28 protein-coding genes and 2 tRNA genes are annotated in these 23,895 nt (G+C 36.2%); 1 reads left to right on the forward strand and 29 read right to left on the reverse strand.

Annotation, left to right across the window (positions count from 1 at the left end):
- Nucleotides 1-102 precede the first annotated feature (102 nt).
- Nucleotides 103-1,443, forward strand: a complete 1,341-nt coding sequence (locus ACQ4KW_RS16570) for a nucleobase:cation symporter-2 family protein (protein WP_430883552.1) — start codon at nt 103-105, stop codon at nt 1,441-1,443.
- Nucleotides 1,444-1,533: 90 nt separating this feature from the next.
- Here ACQ4KW_RS16570 and ACQ4KW_RS16575 read toward each other — a convergent pair whose 3' ends face one another.
- From ACQ4KW_RS16575 to ACQ4KW_RS16715, 29 genes are all read right to left on the reverse strand, one after another.
- Nucleotides 1,534-1,689, reverse strand: a complete 156-nt coding sequence (locus tag ACQ4KW_RS16575; protein WP_430883553.1) for a hypothetical protein — start codon at nt 1,687-1,689, stop codon at nt 1,534-1,536.
- 111 nt (nt 1,690-1,800) lie between these two features.
- Nucleotides 1,801-2,766 (reverse strand): permease, encoded by a 966-nt coding sequence (locus tag ACQ4KW_RS16580; protein WP_430883554.1) that lies wholly within the window; start codon nt 2,764-2,766, stop codon nt 1,801-1,803.
- A gap of 245 nt (nt 2,767-3,011) precedes the next feature.
- Nucleotides 3,012-3,521: a MarR family winged helix-turn-helix transcriptional regulator gene (locus ACQ4KW_RS16585; protein ID WP_430883555.1), complete on the reverse strand. Its 510-nt coding sequence runs from the start codon at nt 3,519-3,521 to the stop codon at nt 3,012-3,014.
- Between the two features lie 297 nt (nt 3,522-3,818).
- A complete protein-coding gene (locus ACQ4KW_RS16590) occupies nt 3,819-4,070 on the reverse strand; it encodes a hypothetical protein (RefSeq protein WP_430883556.1) in 252 nt (83 codons plus the stop codon).
- Between the two features lie 45 nt (nt 4,071-4,115).
- Entirely contained in the window at nt 4,116-4,757 is a 642-nt protein-coding gene (locus tag ACQ4KW_RS16595; RefSeq protein ID WP_430883557.1) for a hypothetical protein, read from the reverse strand.
- Nucleotides 4,758-4,893: 136 nt separating this feature from the next.
- The gene (locus ACQ4KW_RS16600) at nt 4,894-5,160 is read right to left on the reverse strand and encodes a hypothetical protein (RefSeq protein WP_430883558.1); all 267 of its coding nucleotides are present in this window, start codon (nt 5,158-5,160) and stop codon (nt 4,894-4,896) included.
- Nucleotides 5,161-5,526: 366 nt separating this feature from the next.
- Nucleotides 5,527-5,859, reverse strand: a complete 333-nt coding sequence (locus tag ACQ4KW_RS16605) for a hypothetical protein (protein WP_430883559.1) — start codon at nt 5,857-5,859, stop codon at nt 5,527-5,529.
- Nucleotides 5,860-5,935: 76 nt separating this feature from the next.
- Nucleotides 5,936-6,895, reverse strand: coding sequence for a hypothetical protein (locus ACQ4KW_RS16610; RefSeq protein ID WP_430883560.1), 960 nt, complete (start codon nt 6,893-6,895; stop codon nt 5,936-5,938).
- A gap of 166 nt (nt 6,896-7,061) precedes the next feature.
- Complete coding sequence (locus ACQ4KW_RS16615) at nt 7,062-7,292, reverse strand: hypothetical protein (RefSeq protein WP_430883561.1); 231 nt, start codon at nt 7,290-7,292, stop codon at nt 7,062-7,064.
- Nucleotides 7,293-7,397: 105 nt separating this feature from the next.
- The gene (locus tag ACQ4KW_RS16620) at nt 7,398-7,724 is read right to left on the reverse strand and encodes a hypothetical protein (protein WP_430883562.1); all 327 of its coding nucleotides are present in this window, start codon (nt 7,722-7,724) and stop codon (nt 7,398-7,400) included.
- Nucleotides 7,725-7,785: 61 nt separating this feature from the next.
- Nucleotides 7,786-8,319, reverse strand: coding sequence for a hypothetical protein (locus ACQ4KW_RS16625; protein WP_430883563.1), 534 nt, complete (start codon nt 8,317-8,319; stop codon nt 7,786-7,788).
- Between the two features lie 157 nt (nt 8,320-8,476).
- Nucleotides 8,477-8,992 carry a hypothetical protein gene (locus ACQ4KW_RS16630; protein WP_430883564.1) on the reverse strand — a complete coding sequence of 172 codons (516 nt, stop codon included), beginning with the start codon at nt 8,990-8,992 and terminating at the stop codon, nt 8,477-8,479.
- Nucleotides 8,993-9,024: 32 nt separating this feature from the next.
- The gene (locus ACQ4KW_RS16635; RefSeq protein ID WP_430883565.1) at nt 9,025-11,322 is read right to left on the reverse strand and encodes a hypothetical protein; all 2,298 of its coding nucleotides are present in this window, start codon (nt 11,320-11,322) and stop codon (nt 9,025-9,027) included.
- A 26-nt stretch (nt 11,323-11,348) separates the two neighbouring features.
- Nucleotides 11,349-12,242 carry a type II secretion system F family protein gene (locus ACQ4KW_RS16640; RefSeq protein WP_430883566.1) on the reverse strand — a complete coding sequence of 298 codons (894 nt, stop codon included), beginning with the start codon at nt 12,240-12,242 and terminating at the stop codon, nt 11,349-11,351.
- Nucleotides 12,243-12,253: 11 nt separating this feature from the next.
- The gene (locus ACQ4KW_RS16645) at nt 12,254-13,129 is read right to left on the reverse strand and encodes a type II secretion system F family protein (protein ID WP_430883567.1); all 876 of its coding nucleotides are present in this window, start codon (nt 13,127-13,129) and stop codon (nt 12,254-12,256) included.
- Nucleotides 13,130-13,138: 9 nt separating this feature from the next.
- Nucleotides 13,139-13,540 carry a TadE/TadG family type IV pilus assembly protein gene (locus tag ACQ4KW_RS16650; protein WP_430883568.1) on the reverse strand — a complete coding sequence of 134 codons (402 nt, stop codon included), beginning with the start codon at nt 13,538-13,540 and terminating at the stop codon, nt 13,139-13,141.
- Nucleotides 13,541-13,554: 14 nt separating this feature from the next.
- Entirely contained in the window at nt 13,555-13,968 is a 414-nt protein-coding gene (locus ACQ4KW_RS16655) for a TadE/TadG family type IV pilus assembly protein (protein ID WP_430883569.1), read from the reverse strand.
- Entirely contained in the window at nt 13,952-14,140 is a 189-nt protein-coding gene (locus ACQ4KW_RS16660) for a Flp family type IVb pilin (RefSeq protein ID WP_430883570.1), read from the reverse strand. Before ACQ4KW_RS16660 ends, ACQ4KW_RS16655 begins: the two co-directional genes overlap by 17 nt.
- 146 nt (nt 14,141-14,286) lie before the next feature.
- Nucleotides 14,287-15,609 carry a CpaF family protein gene (locus ACQ4KW_RS16665; RefSeq protein WP_430883571.1) on the reverse strand — a complete coding sequence of 441 codons (1,323 nt, stop codon included), beginning with the start codon at nt 15,607-15,609 and terminating at the stop codon, nt 14,287-14,289.
- A gap of 5 nt (nt 15,610-15,614) precedes the next feature.
- On the reverse strand, nt 15,615-16,370 hold the full coding sequence (locus tag ACQ4KW_RS16670) for an AAA family ATPase (protein ID WP_430883572.1): 756 nt from the start codon (nt 16,368-16,370) through the stop codon (nt 15,615-15,617).
- Nucleotides 16,363-17,103, reverse strand: a complete 741-nt coding sequence (locus ACQ4KW_RS16675) for an RcpC/CpaB family pilus assembly protein (protein WP_430883573.1) — start codon at nt 17,101-17,103, stop codon at nt 16,363-16,365. Before ACQ4KW_RS16675 ends, ACQ4KW_RS16670 begins: the two co-directional genes overlap by 8 nt.
- A 38-nt stretch (nt 17,104-17,141) precedes the next feature.
- Complete coding sequence (locus tag ACQ4KW_RS16680; protein ID WP_430883574.1) at nt 17,142-17,924, reverse strand: hypothetical protein; 783 nt, start codon at nt 17,922-17,924, stop codon at nt 17,142-17,144.
- Nucleotides 17,925-18,753: 829 nt separating this feature from the next.
- Nucleotides 18,754-18,960: a hypothetical protein gene (locus ACQ4KW_RS16685; RefSeq protein ID WP_430883575.1), complete on the reverse strand. Its 207-nt coding sequence runs from the start codon at nt 18,958-18,960 to the stop codon at nt 18,754-18,756.
- A 135-nt stretch (nt 18,961-19,095) separates the two neighbouring features.
- Nucleotides 19,096-19,172, reverse strand: a tRNA-Arg gene (locus ACQ4KW_RS16690).
- A 91-nt stretch (nt 19,173-19,263) separates the two neighbouring features.
- Nucleotides 19,264-19,339, reverse strand: a tRNA-Phe gene (locus ACQ4KW_RS16695).
- Nucleotides 19,340-19,503: 164 nt separating this feature from the next.
- The gene (gene hslO, locus ACQ4KW_RS16700; RefSeq protein ID WP_430883576.1) at nt 19,504-20,382 is read right to left on the reverse strand and encodes an Hsp33 family molecular chaperone HslO; all 879 of its coding nucleotides are present in this window, start codon (nt 20,380-20,382) and stop codon (nt 19,504-19,506) included.
- 71 nt (nt 20,383-20,453) lie between these two features.
- The gene (locus tag ACQ4KW_RS16705; protein WP_430883577.1) at nt 20,454-21,197 is read right to left on the reverse strand and encodes a class I SAM-dependent DNA methyltransferase; all 744 of its coding nucleotides are present in this window, start codon (nt 21,195-21,197) and stop codon (nt 20,454-20,456) included.
- Nucleotides 21,198-21,218: 21 nt separating this feature from the next.
- Nucleotides 21,219-22,322: a CPBP family glutamic-type intramembrane protease gene (locus tag ACQ4KW_RS16710; RefSeq protein WP_430883578.1), complete on the reverse strand. Its 1,104-nt coding sequence runs from the start codon at nt 22,320-22,322 to the stop codon at nt 21,219-21,221.
- Nucleotides 22,319-23,491: a M20 metallopeptidase family protein gene (locus tag ACQ4KW_RS16715; protein ID WP_430883579.1), complete on the reverse strand. Its 1,173-nt coding sequence runs from the start codon at nt 23,489-23,491 to the stop codon at nt 22,319-22,321. The genes ACQ4KW_RS16710 and ACQ4KW_RS16715 overlap by 4 nt, the downstream gene beginning before the upstream one ends.
- Between the last annotated feature and the right edge of the window lie 404 nt (nt 23,492-23,895).

Here is a 23,895-nt window from a genome sequence, read left to right on the forward strand (position 1 = left end):
TCATTAATTTATTGTATGAAAGTGACAAGGGTTATTTCTATTATAATGAAGAACTATTTCACATTGGCAGATACTTTCAATGTAAAGGTTTAGGGGGTACATATGGAAAAACGAGTCAAACAAGGTACGGATATCATTTATAAAATAGATGATAAACCGCCACTACAGACAAGTATTTTGCTGGCACTTCAGCATATAATGGCTGCTTTTGGGGGTATTGTTGCTGTTCCACTGGTTGTTGGTGGTGTTTTAGGCTTGCCTGTTCAGGACATGGCCTTTCTAGTCAGTGCAGCACTATTCTGCGCTGGGATTGCAACATTTATTCAATCAAGGGGGATTGGGCCAGTCGGATCTCGTGTGGCCTGTGTTATGGGAACGGACTTCACATTTGTTGGACCATCCATTGCTGTTGGTCTCGCCGGTGGTCTACCAGCTATATTCGGTGCCACCATCATGGGCTCATTTATTGAAATCATTTTAAGTCGTTTTATTAAACCGCTTCAAAAGTTCTTCCCACCAATTGTAACAGGAACCGTTGTTATGCTTATAGGTCTGACCCTGCTTCCTGTTTCTATGGACTGGGCAGCTGGTGGTTTCGGAGCGCCTGACTACGGAAGCATTACAAACATAAGTGTGGCTGTGGCTGTTATGACTGTTATTATGCTCCTAAACAGATACGGAAAGGGCATACTCAGTTCAGCGGCAGTGATCATCGGTCTTGTGTTTGGATACATAATTTCTTATCCACTGGGTATGCTTAATTTTGATCCAATCGCTCAGGCAGGTTGGATTGCCATTCCAACGCCATTCAAATTTGGTATTACCTTTAGCCTTGCGGCTGTGATTCCTTTCGTGACAGCCTATCTGGTAACGACAATCGAAACTGTTGGATGTCTTATGGCCATAGGCGAAGCATCTGGCAAGGAAATGACAATGGATGACGTTTCCGCCGGTGTCCTTGCAGATGGCGTTGGTAGCTTCATTGCAGGCTTTTTCAATGCAGGTCCAAACACATCATTCAGTCAAAATGTTGGCCTTATTCCTATGACAAAGGTTGCCAGCCGTTTTGTCGTTATTATCTCAGGGATTATCCTCATGCTTCTAGGCATCTTCCCTAAGATCGGCGCTTTAATTGCCATTATGCCAAACCCGGTTCTAGGTGGTGCAGGCATTATCATGTTCGGCATGGTTGCCGCAGCTGGCATTAAGACCCTTAAAAATGTACCTCTTAACAACAGAAATTTGCTTATTCTTGCTATCTCTATCGGTATAGGTCTTGGCGTTACATTCAGACCTGACATTCTTCAGAATCTACCAGAATGGATTAAAAGCCTCTTTTCCTCTGGCATCAGTGCTGGTACTATTACAGCTTTACTGCTGAATATTGTCCTTAAGGAAGAGTATGAAGAGGATGAAAGTGCACAGTCATCAAATGCGGCTTAAGCACTTATGACCAAAATAGACACCCTTATGAAAAGCCCCCTAAGATTTTTTCTTAGGGGGCTTTTTCTTTACAAACATTGTTTACGACTTTTAGACACCAGACTGGCTTGTCGATTGACAACATTTTTCATATTCTTTAGAGGCTCTTTCCTTCTCTAACTCGTCCTCTACTGGTCTCTTTGAACAATCACAAGTGGCTTTGGCTTCATAGTGGTCCATAATCTTTTTAGACAGTTTTTTAAACATTTGTCTCCTCCTTTAGTAAGGTTCTATAGATTAGGTGCTTTCTAATTGAAGATCGACCTACCTCAGAGCCTATATAAAATTTTTGATTCACAAATTAAATATGCTTTAATCTTACACAAGACCCGACAACATAAAATTAAACAAGTAACCCACTAGGATAATACTGACACTCGTTATGAGTACAAAAACCCTTACCAGCTTGGCCTTTAAAACCTTCCTTAACATAATCATTTCAGGCAGAGACAACGCAGCGGCAGCCATCATAAAAGCCAGGGCTGTGCCGACCCCCATGCCTTTTCCTATAAGAGATTTCACAATGGGCACAATCATGACATTGCTGGCATAAACCGGAACGCCTATAAGGACTCCAACGATCACTGCAAGGGGGTTGTCAGGTCCAGCATAGGCCATTAGAACACCACTTGGTGTCCAGCCATGAATAAAGGCGCCTATCAATATACCAGCCACCACATAAATCCAAACCTTTTTTATAATGGCCTTGGCTTCATTAACTGCAAATAGAAGCCTGTCTTTGTGAGACCCAAAGACCATGGTCTCAAGATCTTTTGACTGTATGCGAACATAGTCTTCCACAAGGTGCTCAAGGTGTAGGGCTTCAATGACAAGACCGCCGATAATGCCAATGAGAATGCCTGTGACAGTATATGCAAGAGCCACTTGCCAACCGAAGGTCACCCAGAGCATGGCCATGGCCGCCTCATTAACTATTGGTGAAGTTATAAGAAAGGAAAAAGTCGCCCCAAGTGGTATGCCTGACTCAATGAAGCCTATAAACACAGGAACGGACGAACAGGAGCAAAATGGGGTCACTGCCCCAAGTAGAGAAGCCAGTACATGGGCGTTAAATTTCCCCACTCGGCCCAGTAGCTTCTTAATTTTTTGCGGGTCAATGTAACTGCGCAGTAGCCCTATAAACATAATGATTAGGGTCATCATGGCAAAGATTTCAATGGACGCATAAATAAAAAAATGTATGACTTGTCCCGCGCCTGAGACAGCATTTAAACCAAGTACGTTTTCAATACCCCAAGTGATTAAATCTGATAAGTAGGTCATTTTTACGCCTCCTTCATTTGTAAGTGTTTTAGGGACAAAGGCTTTTTAGAACTTATAAAAACCTTTATAAAAATGCTGATTATAATTCGCGTGAGCTAGACTTATGCCTGTGGCTGATTCTATTTAGTGTATGCATTAATTGTATAATGCAAATAACATTTCAAGTCATGGCCTGTTGCCTCTGGCAAGGCACAAGCCATTTTGTACACCTATACAAGCCTAAAATAATTATTTTGACCTTATGGTTAGCAGCAGTTGGGATTGGCTTTCTCGAAGGCATCCATTAAAAGAGATACAGATTCTAGCACTTCTTCAATCCTGTCTTTAGGCAAGTTTCGTGTGATGTTCTCATAGTAGGCCCCTATTTTTTCTGAGCACATTTGTGCCGCTTCACGTCCCTTTTCTTGAGTCAGGCTCACCAGGACAATTCGTCTATCTTCTGGGCTTCTTGTTCTTTCGACATACTTGTCGCGGACAAGTTTATCCACGACCCTTGTCATGGTGCTTGAGTTGAGGTTCATTTTCTCACTGAGTTCATGCATGGTCATGGCCTCATTTTCAAGCATTTCTATCAATGTATAGCACTGAGACATGGTGAAACCTAGGGTTTTAACCTGGTCTCTTTCAAAGAGCTGAAAGTTCCTGACGATGCGCTTAACCGAGTCTCCAACTTCATCTACACAACATAAGTAGTGTTCTTCCTTAGAATTTTTATCGTCACAACAAGTGCTGATTGTTTTAAATGTGTTTGACATAGGCTTTCTCCTTTTCGATTTAATTGTATCATGCAAATAAATATTTTGGCAAGTGTTTTTATTTGTATTGTGCAAATATTTTTTTTATAAACAGAATCACAAAATAAGCTTCTACTAATTTAATAGTTGAAGCTTATCTTATGTATTGCACTATTTTGGTTATATGTCTCAATGTAAATCAACATTAATTGATAAACGTTTAATTTTACCTTGTGCCCCAATCATAATAAAGGTGTCTCTATAGTCTAAAACAAATCCTCTATCGTTTAGTTTAAAATATTCCTCATGTACCACCGATCAACTATTTAAATCTATTATTACTATTTTATCATTGGCGAGTGCAATACTAATGAAATCCCCAACTACTGATGACTGAATAATTTCAGTTCCACAATCGTACTGCCATAATAAATCTCCTATATCATTAAATACAAAAAGATAGCTAGCTCCTATTGAGTAGTAATTATAATGCTTGTCCACTCTAAATGGTCCTAAAGTTCTTTTAAGAAGATCATACCTAAGTTTTTCATTAATATCTTCGTCTTTCAATCTATAAAAAGAGTTCGCTTTACGACCATCATCTAATCTTCCAACTTACATTAGATCGTATGATTTTATGATGCTTCCATTTCTTGGGTCGATTTTTGAGAACTTCTTATGGATACTGCTAGTGTAGTACTCATTATCAAACTCCCATACTGAAATTTTTCCGTGTTCTTCTCTATTGCCTCCTTTTTCCCAAACCAAATCATTCGTTATGAAATTAATACAATGAAGTTTTTCAGAGGAGTAACTCCAAAATACAACTGTATCCTCATAGAGTTCAACACTTGATATATTCGGACTTTCGTAACCAACTGGTTTAATTCTGTTCACGACACTCTTTGATTCTACGTCATAAACAAGAATGTAATCTATATAATTTACAGATACATAATTTTTAAATACTGATAATTCTGGTGATATTGCACTATCACTATTATCTATTATTATTTCTTTTTCTTTCTTACCTAATTCAAGATCAATTATATCCAAGTGATTGTCACTATTAATTAAATACATTAAACTATCATCAATTTCAAATCCAGATGCTTCGTTTATACTTTCTAAACTCCATAAATTGGTTGATTCTATCTGAGAGCTTGCATTATCTAACTCTATGCTAATTGATTCATCATTACAGCCTGTAATAAAACTTATTAGTACGAGAATTATGATTGTGTATATTTTCTTCATGAAAGAATAGCCTCCTGAACAAGGTGTCATTATCAACAACCGTTTCTATACTCCCATTGCTTCTTTCCATTATAAAAACAGCGGTCATCATCTAGACAACCGCTTTTTAATATTCTGCGACATTTTTTGAAAGTTACTATGGTATACCAACAAATGGAGTAATATCAAAGCCTATCGATAATAACAGCAACTCCTGTATACCGTATGTTATTAAAATCAAAATTACAATAAAAATCACATACTTTATCGACTTACGTAAAATTTCAAAAACAGGCATTTGCTTTGATCCATAGTAATATGCTGTGCCAATTCCTAAAGCCCCAATTATCCCCATTATCTTCAATGGGAAAAGGTACTCCCAGCTCGGAACCCCCTCTAAAGCAAGTGGAATTACATACCCCATTATGTAACCTACTAAATAGAACTTCCATCTTTCTTTTATTATCAGCTTAACTTCAGTCTAACTCATTCACTCATCCCTTCTAATCTAGTTCATTGAGTTTTTAGCATTGTTTGAATTATATGCTCTTTTATTATTTTGGGGTCTTGTAAAAGTTCTAATTGAATTCAACAGAAACCTCAACTACACAGTAGTAATTGAGGATTCATGATGAATCTTATTATTCTTTTTTGTGTTTGCATAACACCTTTTTAAAGTCATAATTTGTACGCATATGGAAATTCGAGATTTTTTCATGCAGGTTTTACATCGGTAACCTCTATCTGTATAGTTGTTGTTTTTCGCTAGGCACTGGATAGCCCCACCCATCTACTTAACAGTATGATAATACACTCTTAAATTAGCTAGTTTTTTTTCACACTCTATACGTTCTTCCGTGGTCATATCAGTCCATTTCTTTTCTATATCTCGAAGATGTTCTAAATCGCTAACCACAGACGACATTTCTGTCTGTTTATTATATCTAAGACCAATCCCTTCATCATTGAACAGGACTACAAGTTCATCTACTTTGGTCGAGATATCAGAGGTATTTAAATAATCTATTAACTGTCTTGCATTCATAGATTTTGCACTATCATATAAATTGACGTATGTCTTGTTGAACTTTGATTCAAACTGTATGTCCTCAACAAGATTCATTGTCAATAATCCTAGGAGAGCAACTACTACTATCGAGCTTATGAGTATTCTTGAATAATACTTTTTCATTTAGTCATCACCTTCCTTGAAGCGATTTCCACATTGCCTTAGACTGCACTAAATTCTCATTTATATAAATAACTTTGCTTATATACTTTAGGATTTCAGACTTTAATATTATATTGTCATTTTCATTGTCATAAATTTCAAATTTCTGTTCTCTTATATTGTCATTCACCACATTCAATTGCTCAACAAACTTCTCGTTCTTATCAAGTAGTAGATACTTGAAGTTCGATTCCTCTAATTTCACTACATCATTAGCTGCATTCATCAGAGATTTTCTGTTTATCAGTGAAACATCAAAAAATGACGGTTGCTCATCAACAATTGTTTGCGCAAGTGTATATGAATAGTCAGCAATTTTTCCATAACCAGTAAAGGTGCCTGTATTCCCTAACATTGCCATCCGATAATTAATGTAAAAACTTGCTACAAACTCAATGTCATTTAAAGACTTTTCACGTTGAACAGCGTCAACTAGTTTGTTAGATATGCTTTTTCTCAGACTAAAGTCATTAAATTTCATTTCAGACCACCAGTCAGGTTCTTTGAATATCTTATTCTCAATGTATTCCTCAGCAATCACTTGAGCTTGTTCTATTATCTCAGATTTTCCATTCTTCTCACTACTCCCCCCCACAGGATTTTCCTCATTTATGAGCTTAGGATTAATCTCATATTCTGGCGTAAAGTCCTCAACCACTTCAGACTTATCAGTCATCGGTTCAGCATTACTAGTATTCGTATTCCCCTGTGTCGTACTATTGGTTTGAGTAGTTTTCTTTTCTTCTTTTTTAGTCGAAGAACTTGGTTTGGCCTTTTTATCGTCTTTCTTTGAGAAATACTTATTGAGCCCATCTAATCTTGATAACGCATTGCTTCGATCACTATTTGTTTTTGCACTTAACAAGTCTTTCTTGGCCTTTTCATATAGCTTAACAGCTGAGTTATAATTCTTGTCTCTTTTGTCCAAGTTTTTTACTGCATTATCTAGTTGATCCGTTCTTGGATCTTTCTTATTTGACTTGCTTGATGAACTTGAAGTGCTTGGTCTTTTATTTCTACTTGAACTTTTTTTCTTCTTCTTCTTTTTCTTTTTCTTGCTAGAATTTTTTTCTTGATATCTCTCTTTATTTTATCTAGTCTACTTTTTGACTTTCTAATGCGTTTTCTTTTATCTCTTTTTCTTCTGACTCTATCCTTATCTCTTTTTTTCTTGCTTCTTCGTCTTCATTAACCTCATCGTCTGTCAAATCTTCATTTCTAAATCCATAGGCACCTCTTACTGCATGGGCCAATTCGTGCGCAAAAGTTAACTCTGCGCCATCATAAATTTCATTGCCTTCTTCATCTTCTATCTGATGTTTCAAAAACTGAAGAAAACGATGGAAGGACTTGGATTCGTCGTTCCATCGCTAACCTTATATTTAACAAAGTGAATTATCCATTACTATGCAAAGAGATTGCAATCACCACTATTTTTGAAGTAAATATACCCTCACACTAGTAAATACTTTTACATACTCGAACTGTTCATTCTCATCCATCTTGTCCCATCTTGATAGGTTCTGACTTAGAGTATGAATGTTCTTAAACATTCTAGTCAGTCTTTTTTCCGAGTTCGCACTTAGCATACTTTTATTATCTGTAAACTCTTTTTCTAACGCATCTAATTGATACATTTTTCCATTATCGGTAAGAACATCTATCACATCTAATGTAATGGTATCCTTAGTTATACCTAGCGTAGTTTTCACTTTAACCTTTATTTGGTTCTCAAGTGCCATACCTTGATAGTTCATGTAGAATAATACGCTTATTAGACACGTCACAATAGCAGTAACAACTAGTACTTTTTTTTCATCACTTAACACCTCTGTATATCTCAAGATACATTTGACTATTTTCATTCATGTTGACTAAATTACTCAACTCTTGACGCAATAATTCAGTGAACTCAATTGCATCTTCAGTACTCATTGACGAAGTATCAACTCTCAATTGACTATAATCGCTTAAGTTTTCAGCAAATTCATCGGACTTATATGTTACAACATTTTGAAGTCTAGAGTTCATGACTAAGTTGAGAGCTTCATCTGGATTAGCCCCCGAAGCTTTTTCAATTAGAGTTTGACTTTCCTCCTTGTAGTCAGTTCTAAATTCATTAATATCCTTTAATCCAGGGAATGCGCCAAATGCTACATTTGCAATTACCTCCATATTGATTTTACTTTTTTCAGCGATTGCTACAGCAACAACTTCTACGGGGAACAGAATTTGCTTTATATTCGCATTATGAGTATCCCATTGCTCACTATTTTGAGATGCTAATTTTTTAATTGTGTTATCACTAAATGTTAGCGAAGGAAGCAAAATTGGATGAACATCTCTTCCCATCTCTTCAATTTTGTACGCACATGAAAATTTGAGAATTTTTCATGCAGGTCATACAGGGGCAACCTCTATCTGTATAGTTGTTGTTGTTTCACTAGGCACTGGGTAACCCCTCCACATTCATTTACCTTCCTAAACATTCATCATGTTGACACCCTGCTTAGTTAGCCACTTCATTTCTAATGTACTCCTCATAATTGTAATCAGAGTAATACACTTCTTTGTTAAACCAGATTCGGTTATAAAGAACATCTATCGTATCATCCACTATGGAAATTTCGTAAAAATTATCTTCATCAACTTCAATAATCATCTTTACATATGTTGAATCTCCTGAATAATCCAATTTGTTTTCTGACTTCATTGTAAGGCTATTAAACGAATCTAAGATTTCATGATACTCCTCACTGTTTGAAAGTACTATTACTCCTTTTTGCTCTTCAAGAGGTGTATTGGAGTTATAGTAAGGGAAAATGATTATACGCTTCAAAGATTCTAGTTCCCTTATATCAAAATCTATGTACTCCCCTTCTCTAAACTCATCAAATTGAAATAATGAATCATTATAGTTCAGAACATCCGATGTATTATCGAATAAATCAACACCATAGTAAATACTAGCTATAAGAATTGTCATAAGTATTATCGTGAAACGATTAATATACCTTTTATTCATTTAACTCCTCCACATTCATGTAAGTCAACTGTCTAATCAGTTACATAATTACTAATGTAATTTCCTGTTATGTCCAACTGTTGTACTGTATTTGCAGGGTGGTCTTTATCAATAAAGGAACCTGTTCTGACTTCAACAGCTAACCCTGACGATATAAAACCAACCACTACTTCTTTGTCATCAACAATATTTGTTATTAATAATGCATCTTTGTAAACATGATGAACTACAGCACTACTGTCCTCTGCAGTATCCATTATTGTATCATCATAATAAGTATATGATTCTATCTTTACACCACCATGCTTCTTCATAACAGAGGTTAAGCGTATCTCCTCAGCAATATCGAGAGCTTCTTTTGCAGTTAACACATAACCTACACCTGAAACAAATTTTACAGATTGAGGAACAAGTTCTTTTGCAATAGAAACTGCATAATTCCCTACCTTATACTCATAAAAATTAGTAATCACATCTTCAATTACCTTTCCAGCATCATACCCATCAGTTTCCATGTGCACCACTAGACCATCTTTTATGAGTTTTTCTCTCACGTCATCTGCTAAAATGTATTCTACCGTTTCATCATTCCCCTCAGTACTCCCCCCTTCAGGATTTTCCTGATCTTCTAATCTGACATCTATAACATATCCAACATCTGGTCCATTAATTAGTTCAGACTTATCAGTCTTCGGTTCAGCATTACTAGTATTCGTATTCCCTTGTGTCGTACTATTGGTTTGAGTAGTTTTCTTTTCTTCTTTTTTCTTCTCTTCCTTCTTCTTTTCTTCTTTTTTAGTTGAAGAACTCGGCTTTGCTTTCTCGTCATCTTTCTTTGAGAAATACTTATTGAGTCCATCTAATCTTGATAGCGCATTGCTCCGATCACTATTTGATTTTGCACTTAACAAGTCTTTCTTGGCCTTTTCATATAGCTTAACAGCTGAGTTATAATTCTTGTCTTTTTTGTCCCAGTTCTTGACTGCATTATCTAGTTGATCCGTTCTTGGATCTTTCTTATTTGACTTGCTTGATGAACTTGAAGTGCTTGGTCTTTTATTTCTACTTGAACTTTTTTTCTTTTTCTTCTTTTTCTTGCTAGAATTTTTTTTCTTGATATCTCTCTTTATTTTATCTAGTCTACTTTTTGACTTTCTAATGCGTTTTCTTTTTTCTCTTTTATCTCTTTTTCTTCTGGCTCTATCCTTATCTCTTTTTTTCTTGCTTCTTCTGAAATTGAATAGGCTTCCAGTTAGAATAGCACTTTCATTGATTTCAATGTTGTCAAACCAATCATCTGAAGCCTCGGTATACTCACCATAGCTACCATCACCATCTGCGATACCATCCTTGTTAACATCACTTCTAGTGCTTCCGTCACCACGTAAGCCATATCCTAGTTCGTATCTCACTTTGTTCTCAAAGCCGATTGCCGCAGCTTCTTCGTCTTCATTAACCTCATCGTCTGTCAAATCTTCATTTCTAAGTCCATAGGCACCTCTTACTGCATGGGCCAGTTCGTGCGCAAGAGTTAACTCTGCGCCACCATAAATTTCATTGCCTTCTACATCTTTTAAAGGACTGGCTAATCCACTCAGTACAACCACCTGATCGGTTCTGTTGTCACCTACAGACACACCCTGGTTGTCTCCTTCAAATTCTCTTTCACCACCAACAGTATTATAGCTACTTCCTATACCTACAGTTATGTCTCTATCACTTTCTATTACTGCATCAATAAGTTTAGAATATGTTGCTGAGCCCTTCTCATTATACGGGCTCTCTTCATCAAATACCAGATATCCATCTTCATCAAATGTATATTGTTTTTTTGAAGCTTTATTTATCATATCTAGAATTCTAGATTGATCTTCCTCACTTACTTTAAGTCCACCCTGATCATTAAAAGCTCTCTTTGCTTTCATACCACCTATTGCACTCATACCAAGAACACCTGTTAGGGCAGCAGCAACAGCTAACTTCACTTCTTTTTGAGGATCTTCTACTAAGTTTATTTCCTCATTCTTAATATCTTCTCGACCAGATTCATTGTCATTGACTACAGAATCTGAATCACTAAAAGTTTTGTCTCCCCAGTCATAATTCTTGTAAGACTCAACTTCATCTGGTTCTTCAAAGTCAAAGTCACCAACTTCAGTGTCGTTTTCCCAAAGTATTTCTGTTTTATCTTTAGAGGTGGCATTTTCTTCATCACTTATAGCATAACTAATAAACACTGGTATAATTCCCATCGATACAATAAACAGTATGCTTAATAGACTAAGCACTCGCCTGCTCTTTCTCATAAGTTTATGTCTTAACGTTTTCAAAGTTTTTCCTCCCACAATATATTGACTCATATTTCTATATCTATAATTCGATGAACCACAAAATAATTGATAATAAGTAAAATAGATGCTAATACAATCAAAACTTTGCCAATGAATGTTGTATATAGACTCGACAAGTAATCAGGTGAAAGAACTGATAATGCGCCTGTAATCAAGATTGGCAGTATTGACATCAATTTTGCTTCTTGCTTTTTCTCAGCTGTTACCTTTTTAATGGCTAGTTTTACATTTATTCTGTCTGCAATCATTTTAGTGACATTCTCCATAACTTCAACTAGGTTGCCACCCTTTTCTCGAACAATTATTATTGAGTTTACAAAATCAGTAATTTCAATTGATTTTGTCCGCTCTGAAAACCCTATCAGGGTTTGATCGACTGCTGTACCCATTTCAAGGTCAACTTTTATTCGCTCGAATTCTTTCAGAATTATTTTGTTCTTCTCAAACTTATGTAGCCTGTTCAAATCCTCATAGCATTTAACAAGTGCACTCGACATCGAGAGCCCAGATTTTAAAGAGGTAATTATAGAGTAAAGTGCATCTCTAAACTGTGCTTCCATTGTTTGTTTTCTTATATCTTCTAATCGCTTATTATAAATTTTGGGATATAAAAACCCGGCAGTGCTTAGGATTATACTTAACCAAGTTGTTTTAAATACTAGTTTTGAGCCTAAGTAGATGGTCATGACTGCAACGCCTGTCCAAACATAGACACTATGGTTTTTTATATTTTTTAATACATATAACTTCCAGACTCGCTTTTGCGTCTTACTCGCCATCATATTCGTTAAGTGTTTTGATAAAGTTTTAGAGTGTCTATCACTCCTATTAAAAACATCATGAAGTATACTAATAACAAGTATTACTACTAGTATGACCAAGGCAAATATTTCTATCATTTTCCACCGTCCTAGTTAAACATTCTCATAATGTCAATGAGTGCAGGTCCTAAGATAAATATAAAAAAAGCAGGGAAAACAAATATAAGTAGAGATAGGAAAATTTTTGATGAAGCCTTTTCCCCCATTTCTTCTGCTCTTGCTTTCTTTGTATTCCATATTTCTTCTGACTGAGAACGTAAGGTGTCAGCTATACCAGATGCTCCCTTCTCTTGAGCTTGAACGAGTGCAAAGATAAAGGTATGAACTTCACCAATCTGACACCTGCTCGCTAATCGGTAGAGTGCTTCACTCTGCATGAAACCCATCTGTGTTTCTAAATGCATGATTTTGAGTTCTTCAATAAGTTCTCCACTACGAATTTCACATACTTTCTTTATGGCGTCATTGAATCCCAGACCTGAATCGGTAATAATAGCCAGTGTATTAAGAACGCTTGGAAGATCATCTCTTATAGCATTTTTTCTTGCTTTCGCTTTGTTTGATAAAACATTCTCGGGCACAAAATACGCCGCAATAACCATTACAAGGCTTTGAACTATACTACTTAAAGTAGAGTCACTCATTAATAGCAATATTGATAGTAAAGAAAAAATCATCACCAAGATGATTCTCATACCTTCAACAATCTTATAGTCCACTCTTTTATCTATGTTAGCAGCAATGAGTAAACTGGACAGTTGAGATATTTTTTCAGCAGACAGCTTTCTGCCACAGTTCGTGTAGACCTTAAGCGCTAGGTCTAATACACGCTCCCATTTTTCATTTTTTAATTGTTGATGTGTTCTTAGACTCTTATACAAGTTCCGTGAATGATAAATTTTCTCCCAAGGTATGAATAAAACCAATATTACAAGTACAATCAATATTGTTATGCTTAACTCCACTTCACCCTCCTAAGTTTTATTTCTTACTGCATAATATTCTGCATGCAGTATTTTTTTATTAAATCCAAATAATTTCATAAAGGTGTACTCCATCTCAAGATTTGCAACCAAATGACATTCATTCCCATTTTCCACTAGAAACTCTGCAATTTCAGCATCCTTAGAATTTTGCATAAGAACTTGCTCTGCTTTATTTCGAGCAGAATCTACATCTATCCTAACTTTTCCACTTTGTATATCATATTCTGTTGTCGCTGATAAAGTTGCGTACTTCACGGCAACCATTAGCTTATTTTGATTGTACATAATCATGGATCCGTCAAGTATTATACCGGAAAACATGAGAATTATTGGCATTAACAGCACAAAAATTATTGTTGTATATCCTTTTTGATTTTCAATCTGATTCAAAACATCTCCTATCACTAATAGTTGAAAACAAGTTGTCTGTGAAGATTTTTTGCATCTTCTAGTAGACCTTCAACAAATGGAAAACTAGTCCTATACTCACATGTTAAAGTTACAGTGATTTCACGCATATCTTCATCATTATTTACCTCAATGCTTTTTTCTGCTAAAAATAAGCCCGCATCAAGGACTACCATCCCTGTATTAATAGCATTTTCATCTTTTTCATACTCTTCTAAAGACTGATTCAATGAACCAATTCTAGAATCAAGTGCCATGCTTGATGCAGTTGTAATGACATTTAGATCATAAATAAATATCCCGATATGAATGATACCAAAAAACAAAGTAAGAAGTATTGGCATGATAACCGCAAACTCAATTAGACTACTCCCTGATTCATTTTTGAGTTTCTTACTTAGTGAAGCCATTGCTTAACTCTGTCAACGATGTTAATATATTTGCACCGATCGTTTTTAATACTGCAATTGATCCGACCACAACAAGGGCAATAATTAAGCCATACTCTGTCAAAACTGAACCCTTATTACTCGTTAATGCCACTTTTCCTTTGATGTAAGCTTTTAATACTAATTCTTTCATTTTCTTTCCTCCATGAAATTTTAATAATCTCCAGTTGAATACCTTTATAAGAACCCTGTATAAAACTCACCACATATCTAAGCTAAAATATTGGTGTATTACTTTAAAATGGTTGACACGAATTCAATTTCGTCTTCCCGCAAGAACTATCCGTTTACATCCAAACCAGAAAAAGCAACCTTGCTTTGATTTTTAATTTTAATACCTGTACACTTCAGCTCTTGTACTTCACTGTCGAGCTTAAAAACATGTTGTAACTTGTAGTCTTTATCGCCTAAACCTATAATTTCAACAATTTCAGTAACTTTTCGAGATCCATTTGGGAGTTTGCTTACATGAACAATGAAATCAATAGCAGAGGCTATTTGCTGCCTTATTGAAAGAAGTGGTAAATCCACTCCAGACATTAAAACCATCGTCTCAAGTCTTTTCAGCATATCTCCAGCTGAATTGGCGTGACCCGTAGTGAGGGAACCATCATGTCCAGTATTCATTGCTTGAAGCATATCTATTGCTTCGCCGCCACGCACTTCTCCTACAACAATGACATCTGGTCGCATTCTTAGGGCAGTTTTTAGTAATTTTCTCATGGAAATTTCGCCTTTACCTTCAATATTGGGCGGTCTCGTTTCAAGCCTAATGATGTTTTCTCTATTACATAAATTGAGCTCAGCTGAGTCTTCAATTGTAATAATTCTGAGACTTTCAGGTATATAGTTGCTTAAGGCATTTAAAAAAGTGGTCTTACCACTTCCTGTTCCACCTGAAATAACAATGTTATGTCTTGATGCTACTATCTTTTTTAGAAAATCAGCAGCATCTTGTGTCAAGGTTTCTTTTTTTACCAGATCAATCATCTGATATGGATCTTTTGGAAATTTTCTTATGGTAATAACAGATCCGTCTAAAGATATAGGATTTAATACAATGTTTACTCGATTACCATTTGGAAGACGTGCATCAACAATAGGGTTACTTTCATCTACTTTTCTATTAATTGGGGCCACTATTTTTTCAATAATATGAAGCATTTCGTCTTTGCTATGAAATTTTATTCTCTTACCGTCTGAGTCTAATGCTCGTAAGACTATTCCGTTTTTTTCTATGAATATTTCATCAAGGCCATTAACCATGATTTCTGTAATATCTTCATCTTTCACAAGGGGATCTAAAATACCGTAACCAAACATGACTTGTATCAAGGCTTCAAGGATATCTGCTTCTTCTTGAGAATCTATATATACATTCGAGCTTCTTCTTTCAGATTCAATTAGCTTTTTAGCTGTTTTTTTGATCTCATTGAACTCAGATATATTTGATGAAGTCTCATTCGAAAAGCTTTCGACCAATTTTCTCCTCACGTTTGATATAAAATACTTTTTCTCTTCTTCTGATTTGTAAGAATCACTATTTTGGGGATCTAAAGTCATGTTTTTTTGACGTCTTTTTACAAAATCTTCTACACTCATTTTCTTCACCTAGCGGACACAAGTATGTTCTCAGCCGTTTCTTCAAATTCTTTTATAGCCTTTCGATTTTTAATACGCATTAAGGACTTGCCTTCATTAATCTGATTTTGAAATCTTCGTCTATATTCTTTAACTTCTCCAATGACCTGATAGCCTATTTCTTTAACATATTCTAGATTGTTAAAAGCATTGGTTTTACAACACCTATTAACTACCAACCCCACTTTAGAATCCTCAATGCCGCATTTGTTAAGCACTTCTTTAAACTGCATCAATCTCCAACCACAATGAATGTCTTGTGTGACTGGAACCACAATTTTTGAAACCCTTTCAAACAAAACAACATTCTTTTCACTTAGCTCAGATGAAGTATCAATAATAATTGTTTCAAAATTCATCTCAGATAAAGTATCTAATATCTTTAAAACTTGTGATTCCTTCATACCTTCCACTTTAATAGGATTTGCACTTATCAATACTCTTAGATTTTGAATATGCGTTTCATGGAGCGAACTATCAATAACCTCCTCAAAAGTTCCTTCAAACTGTTCTAACTTCATAATGGATAGCACATCAGAAAGTCCTTCTGTCTGATCAATATTCAATTTTAAATGAGAGTAAATGGAACCAAATGCTGACATATCAACAAGCAAAGTCTTTTTACCTAAAAGCGCTGATTTTATAGAAGTATACAAAGCCAATGTCGTTTTTCCACTTCCACCTTGCGGTGAATACATTAGGAATATCTTTGGACTACTCATATAACTCACGCTCCTCTAATTTTCCTTTTAATAGTGCCTTAGAATTAACAGGTGAAACCAGTTCATTATATCCCTCAAATGGATTTAGTATTAAATCTACTGAACCAGTTCTTTTGGCATGTGTAAGTTCTATGGCTTGCTGGGGTGTAACAGATAAATAAACTTCATATGGGGATGAACTTGACCCTTTTTTTGATTGGTCAATATCAAACACTTCAATGTGTTGAGCCAACATAAGTGAATATGTATTTTTTGAATCTGACAATGTAAATACAATGTCTACATAATCTCCTTTATTAACTTTTTCACTCAAATTTGGCCCTTTATCTATCATGATTGACACTAGTCTTTTTTCTTTTTTTAGGAAATAACTGTCATTAACACTACCATTGCTGTTCAGAACACCCTCCTCAATTAGCTCTTTCTTTGATCCATGTATCACATTATCCGTGGATAATACTGCACTGGCTTCAATATCCTTTACAGCAATAATGACTTCATTTTCTTTGATGCCATTAAGAGCTCTAGCAAATAGAAGTTTTTTATCTTTCTCTCTAATGCCTATCTTTTTTATCGATTTCATTTCAACAACAGTTTTCTGCGATATATTAGACGTAACAATGTACACATCAGCCTCTTGTTTCAAACTCAGCAAATAATTATTAACACTAAATGCAATTACCACTGAAAGTATCAGGGTTAGAACGATTTTTACAACTGTAATTTTAGACACTGCATTTCTCCAATCATTATTCTAAATAGCCTTAAGCTCTACCACTTACCATCATAGAACTTAATTCCACTTAGTTTTTCACCTGATGAACCTTTTATCCAAACAACTATGGAAACACTATCTTGAATTTTACTGCTATAAGTCGTACCGCAAATTTTATAAGTTTGAGCACCCATGTCATATCGATTTTCTGTAATTTCTATGTCGTTTAATACGCCATAGTTATATTTCACATTTTCAAGATATTCCACAAATTGATCTCTGGTACCATTTTGTTTTAGGGACTCACTACCGTTATTGAATATCTCTATAAACTCACTATCATTGTATTTTTTCAAAATTTTTTTTGTCGCTTTTTCTAACGCATTTTTCTTAGAATAAGGCAAAGTAGAAACATTTTTATTTAGAGTATCGAGACTTTCACCATTTATGTATAATTTGCTTATTTTGTTATCACCTTGTTTGAATACTATAAGATACTCATATTGGACCTGGCTAAAATTCACATTGTAACTGTAACTAATATGTGGTTCATCTTTAATCATAAAAAAAGATGCCTTATCGAATTTTACACTGATCATATCACCGCTTTTTAAAGATACTGCTCTTGATTTATTCTGGCCATTTTTGTACAAGTTCTCACTAATATATGACTCACAACTCAAGTCATCTTCACTAAAAAAAGATTTTATTATTTTCTGCGACACATACCTTTGCTCTATTGTTTCATAATCATAAACCTGTGAAAGCAGAGCTAATAATATTAAAACTGAAACAAGGAGTGACAGGTGCATAAAACGTCTCACTTCAGTCTTAATCATAGCGCGCCTCCCACCATTTCCTTATTCCGATTAGGAAAAAGTAATACAACAGTATAATGCCTAAAAATACATATTCTTTCATGTAAATAAAATATGAGAAAAACAATATATTCATACATATACTAAAAAAAATGATTCCTTTTGCTTTGCAATTCTCATACCTTGTCCCCAGTTTATTGGACAAATGCTTTTCTACCTCTTTGGAAATCTTGGTACAAACCACTAAAGCTACTGCCAACGAGATAAATACATTCACACCATAAAAATTCATAAACCTTAAAATCAAAAATGAAAGAGAGGCTAAATTTATTACAACTATCAATTTAAGAGTTTTAATACTTCCACTATCCATATGAACCCCATTAATTATAATTCGATTTTTTTCAAAAACATTAGCTATACAAAACAGTATTTACTTAATATTACAAAATTGATTTTATTGATTAGCAATTACTATTATACTCGTAATTGTATATAAAAAAATTTCCACTTATGTCATTTAAAAGCCCACTTATGATATTAATTTCTTTTTTTTGTAAATTACCCTTCTTCGATTTACTTTACTGAAGTGATTTAGTGCAAGAATGATCTGTCCATATTAAGGATTAACTAGGTATATAGTCGGTATGAAAATCGACCCCATAGCTATTTTTTTGAATAATTATATATTTGTTGTTTGAACAATAGCGAATACAAACTAGACTAGGCTTCATTTTTCTATCCATATTTCTTATAAATCGTTCGCCTTGAAATTGTGATTAACATCAATTGGAAATTTGATTCAAAACAAAAAAACCCCCGCTTAGCGGGGGTTCCATGTTTATAATTATTATCTATTCATTGATCGATCAGCATAGTAGTCAAATCCGTTCAACTCATCTGTGTGATCAATTTTTGTACGATATGTGATTCTATGTTTTTCAACACTTCTGTGGCCTTTTTTATCGTTGCGAATCTTGAGATCCGATTCTTCTTTCGCCGATTTGTCTACCACCTTGCTGCCTAACATTAAGAAAGGAATATTAGGTTTTCTCATAAACTCGCCTCCATTTCAGTTCTTTTGCTTTTGTATTTATATATACATATATACCCAAGCAAAAGGAAATTATAGAGGTGAATTTGGACAAGGCAAAACCTCGCCGGTGTGGTCACCAACGAGGCCCTGTCATAATGGTGCGCCGTAAGGGATTCGAACCCCTGGCCTTCTGATTCGTAGTCAGACACTCTATCCAGCTGAGCTAACGGCGCTAAAATCTATTTATTTAAAGACTCTATTGGTCACATGGTCATTGACTCATCTGCCAAAGAAATCTGTTAAACGCATACTTAAAAGTTTAAGTGGTGCCCAGAGGCGGAATCGAACCACCGACACGGGGATTTTCAGTCCCCTGCTCTACCGACTGAGCTATCTGGGCAAACCTGCGTTTAAGTCGGTTCAAGAACCGGACAAGAACAATTATACGCAGTTCACATTTCCAAGTCAATACTTTTTTTGAAGTCCATTAAATTCAGAATATTAAAGCTGGGTTAAGGACTTGCAAACACAAGATTGTACTCGTTAAAAAACAATGTTCTCCACTTACATATTGTTGTAAATTTGCTCGAGTTCCTCTTTTGTAAAATTATAATATGTGTTGCAGAAATGACAGTGAAGTTCCGCTTTTCCATCTTCATCTATCATGGCCTTAAGCTCATCTTTGCCAACACTGATAAGAGCCCCTTCAATGCGTTCTCTTGAACAGTCACACTTGTAAGCGACTTCTGTTTCTTCTGTCACTTGAACATCAAACTGATTTAGAGCCATTTCCATAATTTCTGGACCTGTCATGCCATCTTCAATAAGCTGTGATACTGGAAGAAGAACACGAATGGATGTTTCTATCTTATCTAGGACTTCATCAGAGGCATTTGGCAGAGGCTGAATGAAAATACCGCCAGCTGCAGCCACAGACCCCTTTTCTTTGTCAAAAGACACACCTAGGGATATCACCGAAGGCTGTTGCTCTGATTTCATGTAGTACATGGCCAAATCTTCAGCAATTTCACCTGTCACAAGTTCTGACTGTCCTACAAATGGATCTTTTAGGCCCATATCTCTTACGACAGTAAGCTGTCCAGCTCCTAAAGAACCTCCAACATCAATTTTACCATCTGCCCTAGGTGGCAGAACTGCATCTGGGTTGCTTGTATAAGCCTTCACGTTGCCATTACTCCACGCCACAGCAAGTATATTCTCAACAATACCGTCCCCCTTAAAGCTCAGGGTTAGCTTGTCTGTATCGTTCTTCATCATTTTTCCCATAATAGACGCTGCTGTTAAAACACGACCAAGACCTGCTGCTGCAAGTGGTGTTGCATTATGTTTTACACGGGCTTCTTCAACCATATCTGTTGAAATCGCTACAAAAATTCTCGTTGAGTAGTCTGATGTAATACCAGAGTATATTTTTCCGTTCATGTTTTCCTCCTGCTTATGATTTATCTAACTGATCGACCTGCAAATATTCACGCCCAACAGTCCCACGCCTATTAGAGGGCCTGGAGTATGAATAGGGCACGTTCTGAAGTGGTGTGCAGATCATTCAATGTGTCGCCATCTAAAACCTCTAAACATTTAAAACCCTCTGGAACACAAGTCAAAATCTCTTCTTTTTCGTAAGCCTTCAAATGATGGCTTTCAAAATGTCTTTCAAACAATTCATCCTCAGATTCTAAAAATAGGGTCATGTCAAACTGAAGGGTTTTGCCCAATGGGTCATACTCGTTTTCCCATATAAAAGCTATATCTTCATGTGACTCTGCAAAGGTATTTTTTCCTAAAACATGCTGCATTTTATAAGATGTGCTGATGTCAAACACAAAAAAACCACCTGGTTTTAATACATTTTGCACACTTTTAAAAAATGACTTTAAATCAGATGGTGTCATCAAGTAGTTGACACCATCAAAATAACTTATTACAGCGTCAAACTTATCTTTAATGGCAATCTGCCTCATATCCATTAAGAGGTACCTAACCTTTAGTTCCTGGTCTAGGGCATTCTCTTGGGCATGAACCAGCATTTCCTCTGATAAATCAACACCTGTCATAACATAGTTCTTTTTTGCCAACCTGTTGGTCATGGCCCCTGTTCCACAGGCACAATCCAGTATACGGACAGGTTTCTTATCATATTTACTGAATATTTTTTCCAGATCTTCAACCCATGCATCATATGGCACATGGTCCATAATCTGATCATACACATAGGCAAGCCCTGAGTACTTGTCCATACAAACACGTCCTTTAATCTATTATCCAATATAATTTAAATGCATATGAACATACCAGCCATAAATAAGAATCACACCAAGCCACGGCAAATAATGGACCCATTTTTGTCTTGATTGAACGGGATCGTTCCACACCTTGACCAAATTTTGCGGATTGAGTCTCTTAAGTTTAGCCAGTTCTATATTCTTAACCTCTTGCATAGCCTCATCTTCAGGACCTTTAAGAGCCTCTGTCCGAATGGCAGCCACTGAACCATTATATTGGCTTAGAACCAAATAATCAACACCCCTAATTCTAAACTTTGTGTTCTCTTCAAAATTGTTTATATCGTTTCTCAGAGCTTTAATCAGTCTTAGAATCACGTACCATAGACCACCCGCCACAACAAGGAGAAATGCCAGGGTCATTAAAAGCTGGGATGAATCATTTAGGGAGGCTTGTTGGGTCTCTTCCATCATTTCACTACTTGAAGCCAAACTCCCCAAATAGCCTAGTATAACAGCCGTTCCATTGTTGGCAGCATGGGCGACGACCCCAGCCCATATGGAGTCTGTCAGTTGAACCAGATATCCAAAGACAATACCAAGCACAATAGGCCCCAATAAATTTTGCATATTGAAATGGAAGACACCAAATAAAACAGCTGATAAAATGACGCCCCACTTCTTATTTATGCTTGATTCAAAGGCATTTAACATCATACCTCTAAAGAAAAATTCCTCACATAGACCTGCAGATAAAGATATTAAGAACATATATAGAGTGAGTTCTCCGAGATTTGTCGCTGTAGGAATAGGCGGAATCAAAACCTTGTCCACCAGACTTAAGAAATAAATTGTCAAGGTATTGACAAAAGCGACTGTCGGCAAGAGTGCCCACGCAATCCCAACGATGATCATTACATGTTTAAAGGGCAGCTTGTTAAGTCGAAGTGCCTTTTTCATATCAATCTTGCGCAGGTATCCCACCAAAAGAACCGGTGCTAAAACCAGAAGATATTCCGTGATGAATATTCCGCTCACAAACGACCTTCCCTGAACGTATGCCCCCACTGTCATGAACACAAAGGCCATGACCATATAGGTCAAGTTGGCTTCTAGAACGGAGTAGCATTTCTTCATCATGGGCGTTCTCCTTTCATATAGCCCCTGTGAACAAGGACATTTTTATAGGCCTGAACCCCATTTAATAGGGTTTCTTCATCAAAATTGAATTTGGCATTGTGAAGCGGGAAAACAAAACCCTTTTGCTCGCTTCTTGTCCCAACAAAGAAAAATATTCCAGGCACCACCTTTTGATAGTATGAAAAATCTTCTGCAATCATTTGTGGGGCAATTTCCTCCACCACTTCCTTGTTGGCCTCCATAAAACTCTCAGTCAATTCTTCATCATTGACAACAGGGGGATACATGGTCCTTAAGTCGTAGTCGATATGACAGTTATAGGCGATTTCCGTTGCCTTCATGTGTCTTTCCATTGCTTCAAATATTGACGCGAACACAGCTTCATCAAAGGCTCTTACAGTGCCTTCAAGCCTAACCTTTTCTGCAATAATGTTGCGTCTTTCGCCACCCTCCATGCGTCCAATTGTAAGAACTGCCGGATCTATAGGACAGATTTCACGACTTACAATGGTCTGCAATCTTTGAATGAGATCAGCTGCAATGACAATGGCATCTGTTCCCTTATGTGGAAGAGCACCATGTCCACTCTTTCCAGTAATATCAATGTCAAACTCACCCGTCTGCGCCATAAGAGGTCCTGATCTCAGGGCAATCTTGCCCTCCTCCACTTCTGGGTAAAGGTGAAGACCATAGACCTCTTTGACCCCATATGTGTCAAAAATGCCTTCATTAACGAGAGGCTCAGCTCCCCCTGGTCCTTCCTCTGCTGGTTGGAAAATGAAGAGTATATTGGCCTTTAGTTTTGATCTTTCTTCACTCATATGCTTTGCAAATATAAGCAGAGTTGCCATATGACCATCATGGCCACAGCCATGCATGAATCCATCATTTTCTGATTTAAAAGCCAGCCCTGTTTCCTCTTTCATGCTCAAGGCATCCATGTCACTCCGAAAGGCAATGGTTGGCAGGCTTTTATCACATTCCAAGTACCCTAGAACCCCTGTCTCGACAAGGCCTGTCTTTACAGATATCCCATAAGATTTAAGCGTTTTAGCCACGTACTCCGCTGTTCTTTTTTCTTCAAAACCAGCCTCTGGCATTTTATGTAGATTTCTTCTATGATTTTTTATTTCTTCCTTATATACACTTATACTTTGATCTATTTTCATTTTGCACCCTCACCTTAATTATTTATGGCCCTAGCAAGTTCTAAGAACTTTTCAAAGGGCTCTTCATTAATTTATATGCACACTTGAATCTGCTCATATTATATAAGAATCTATAGGCACCTTCAAACATTGATTGTCCCCTTATCCAAATCGTAACCCCATAGTGGTGGTCTTTTTATATTGATATAGAACCTGATAGATGTTAATATATTAGATAATTTAGGACTGGACATACAAGATGTGTGTTTAAATATGCAACTGATACAGTTTCAAATCAGTCATAGATTAGCCTGAACAGTTATCATGGGCTCAAATATAGTTTCCATGAAGGGTTCAGCACAACTTAATATTGATATGATGTCTTGCATTTGAGGGAATGTATCTGGCGCTGTTATACAATAACA

Origin of the sequence: Tianxiuia mixotrophica (assembly GCF_050596425.1) — a bacterium.
Classification (GTDB): Bacteria; Bacillota; Clostridia; order Peptostreptococcales; family Acidaminobacteraceae.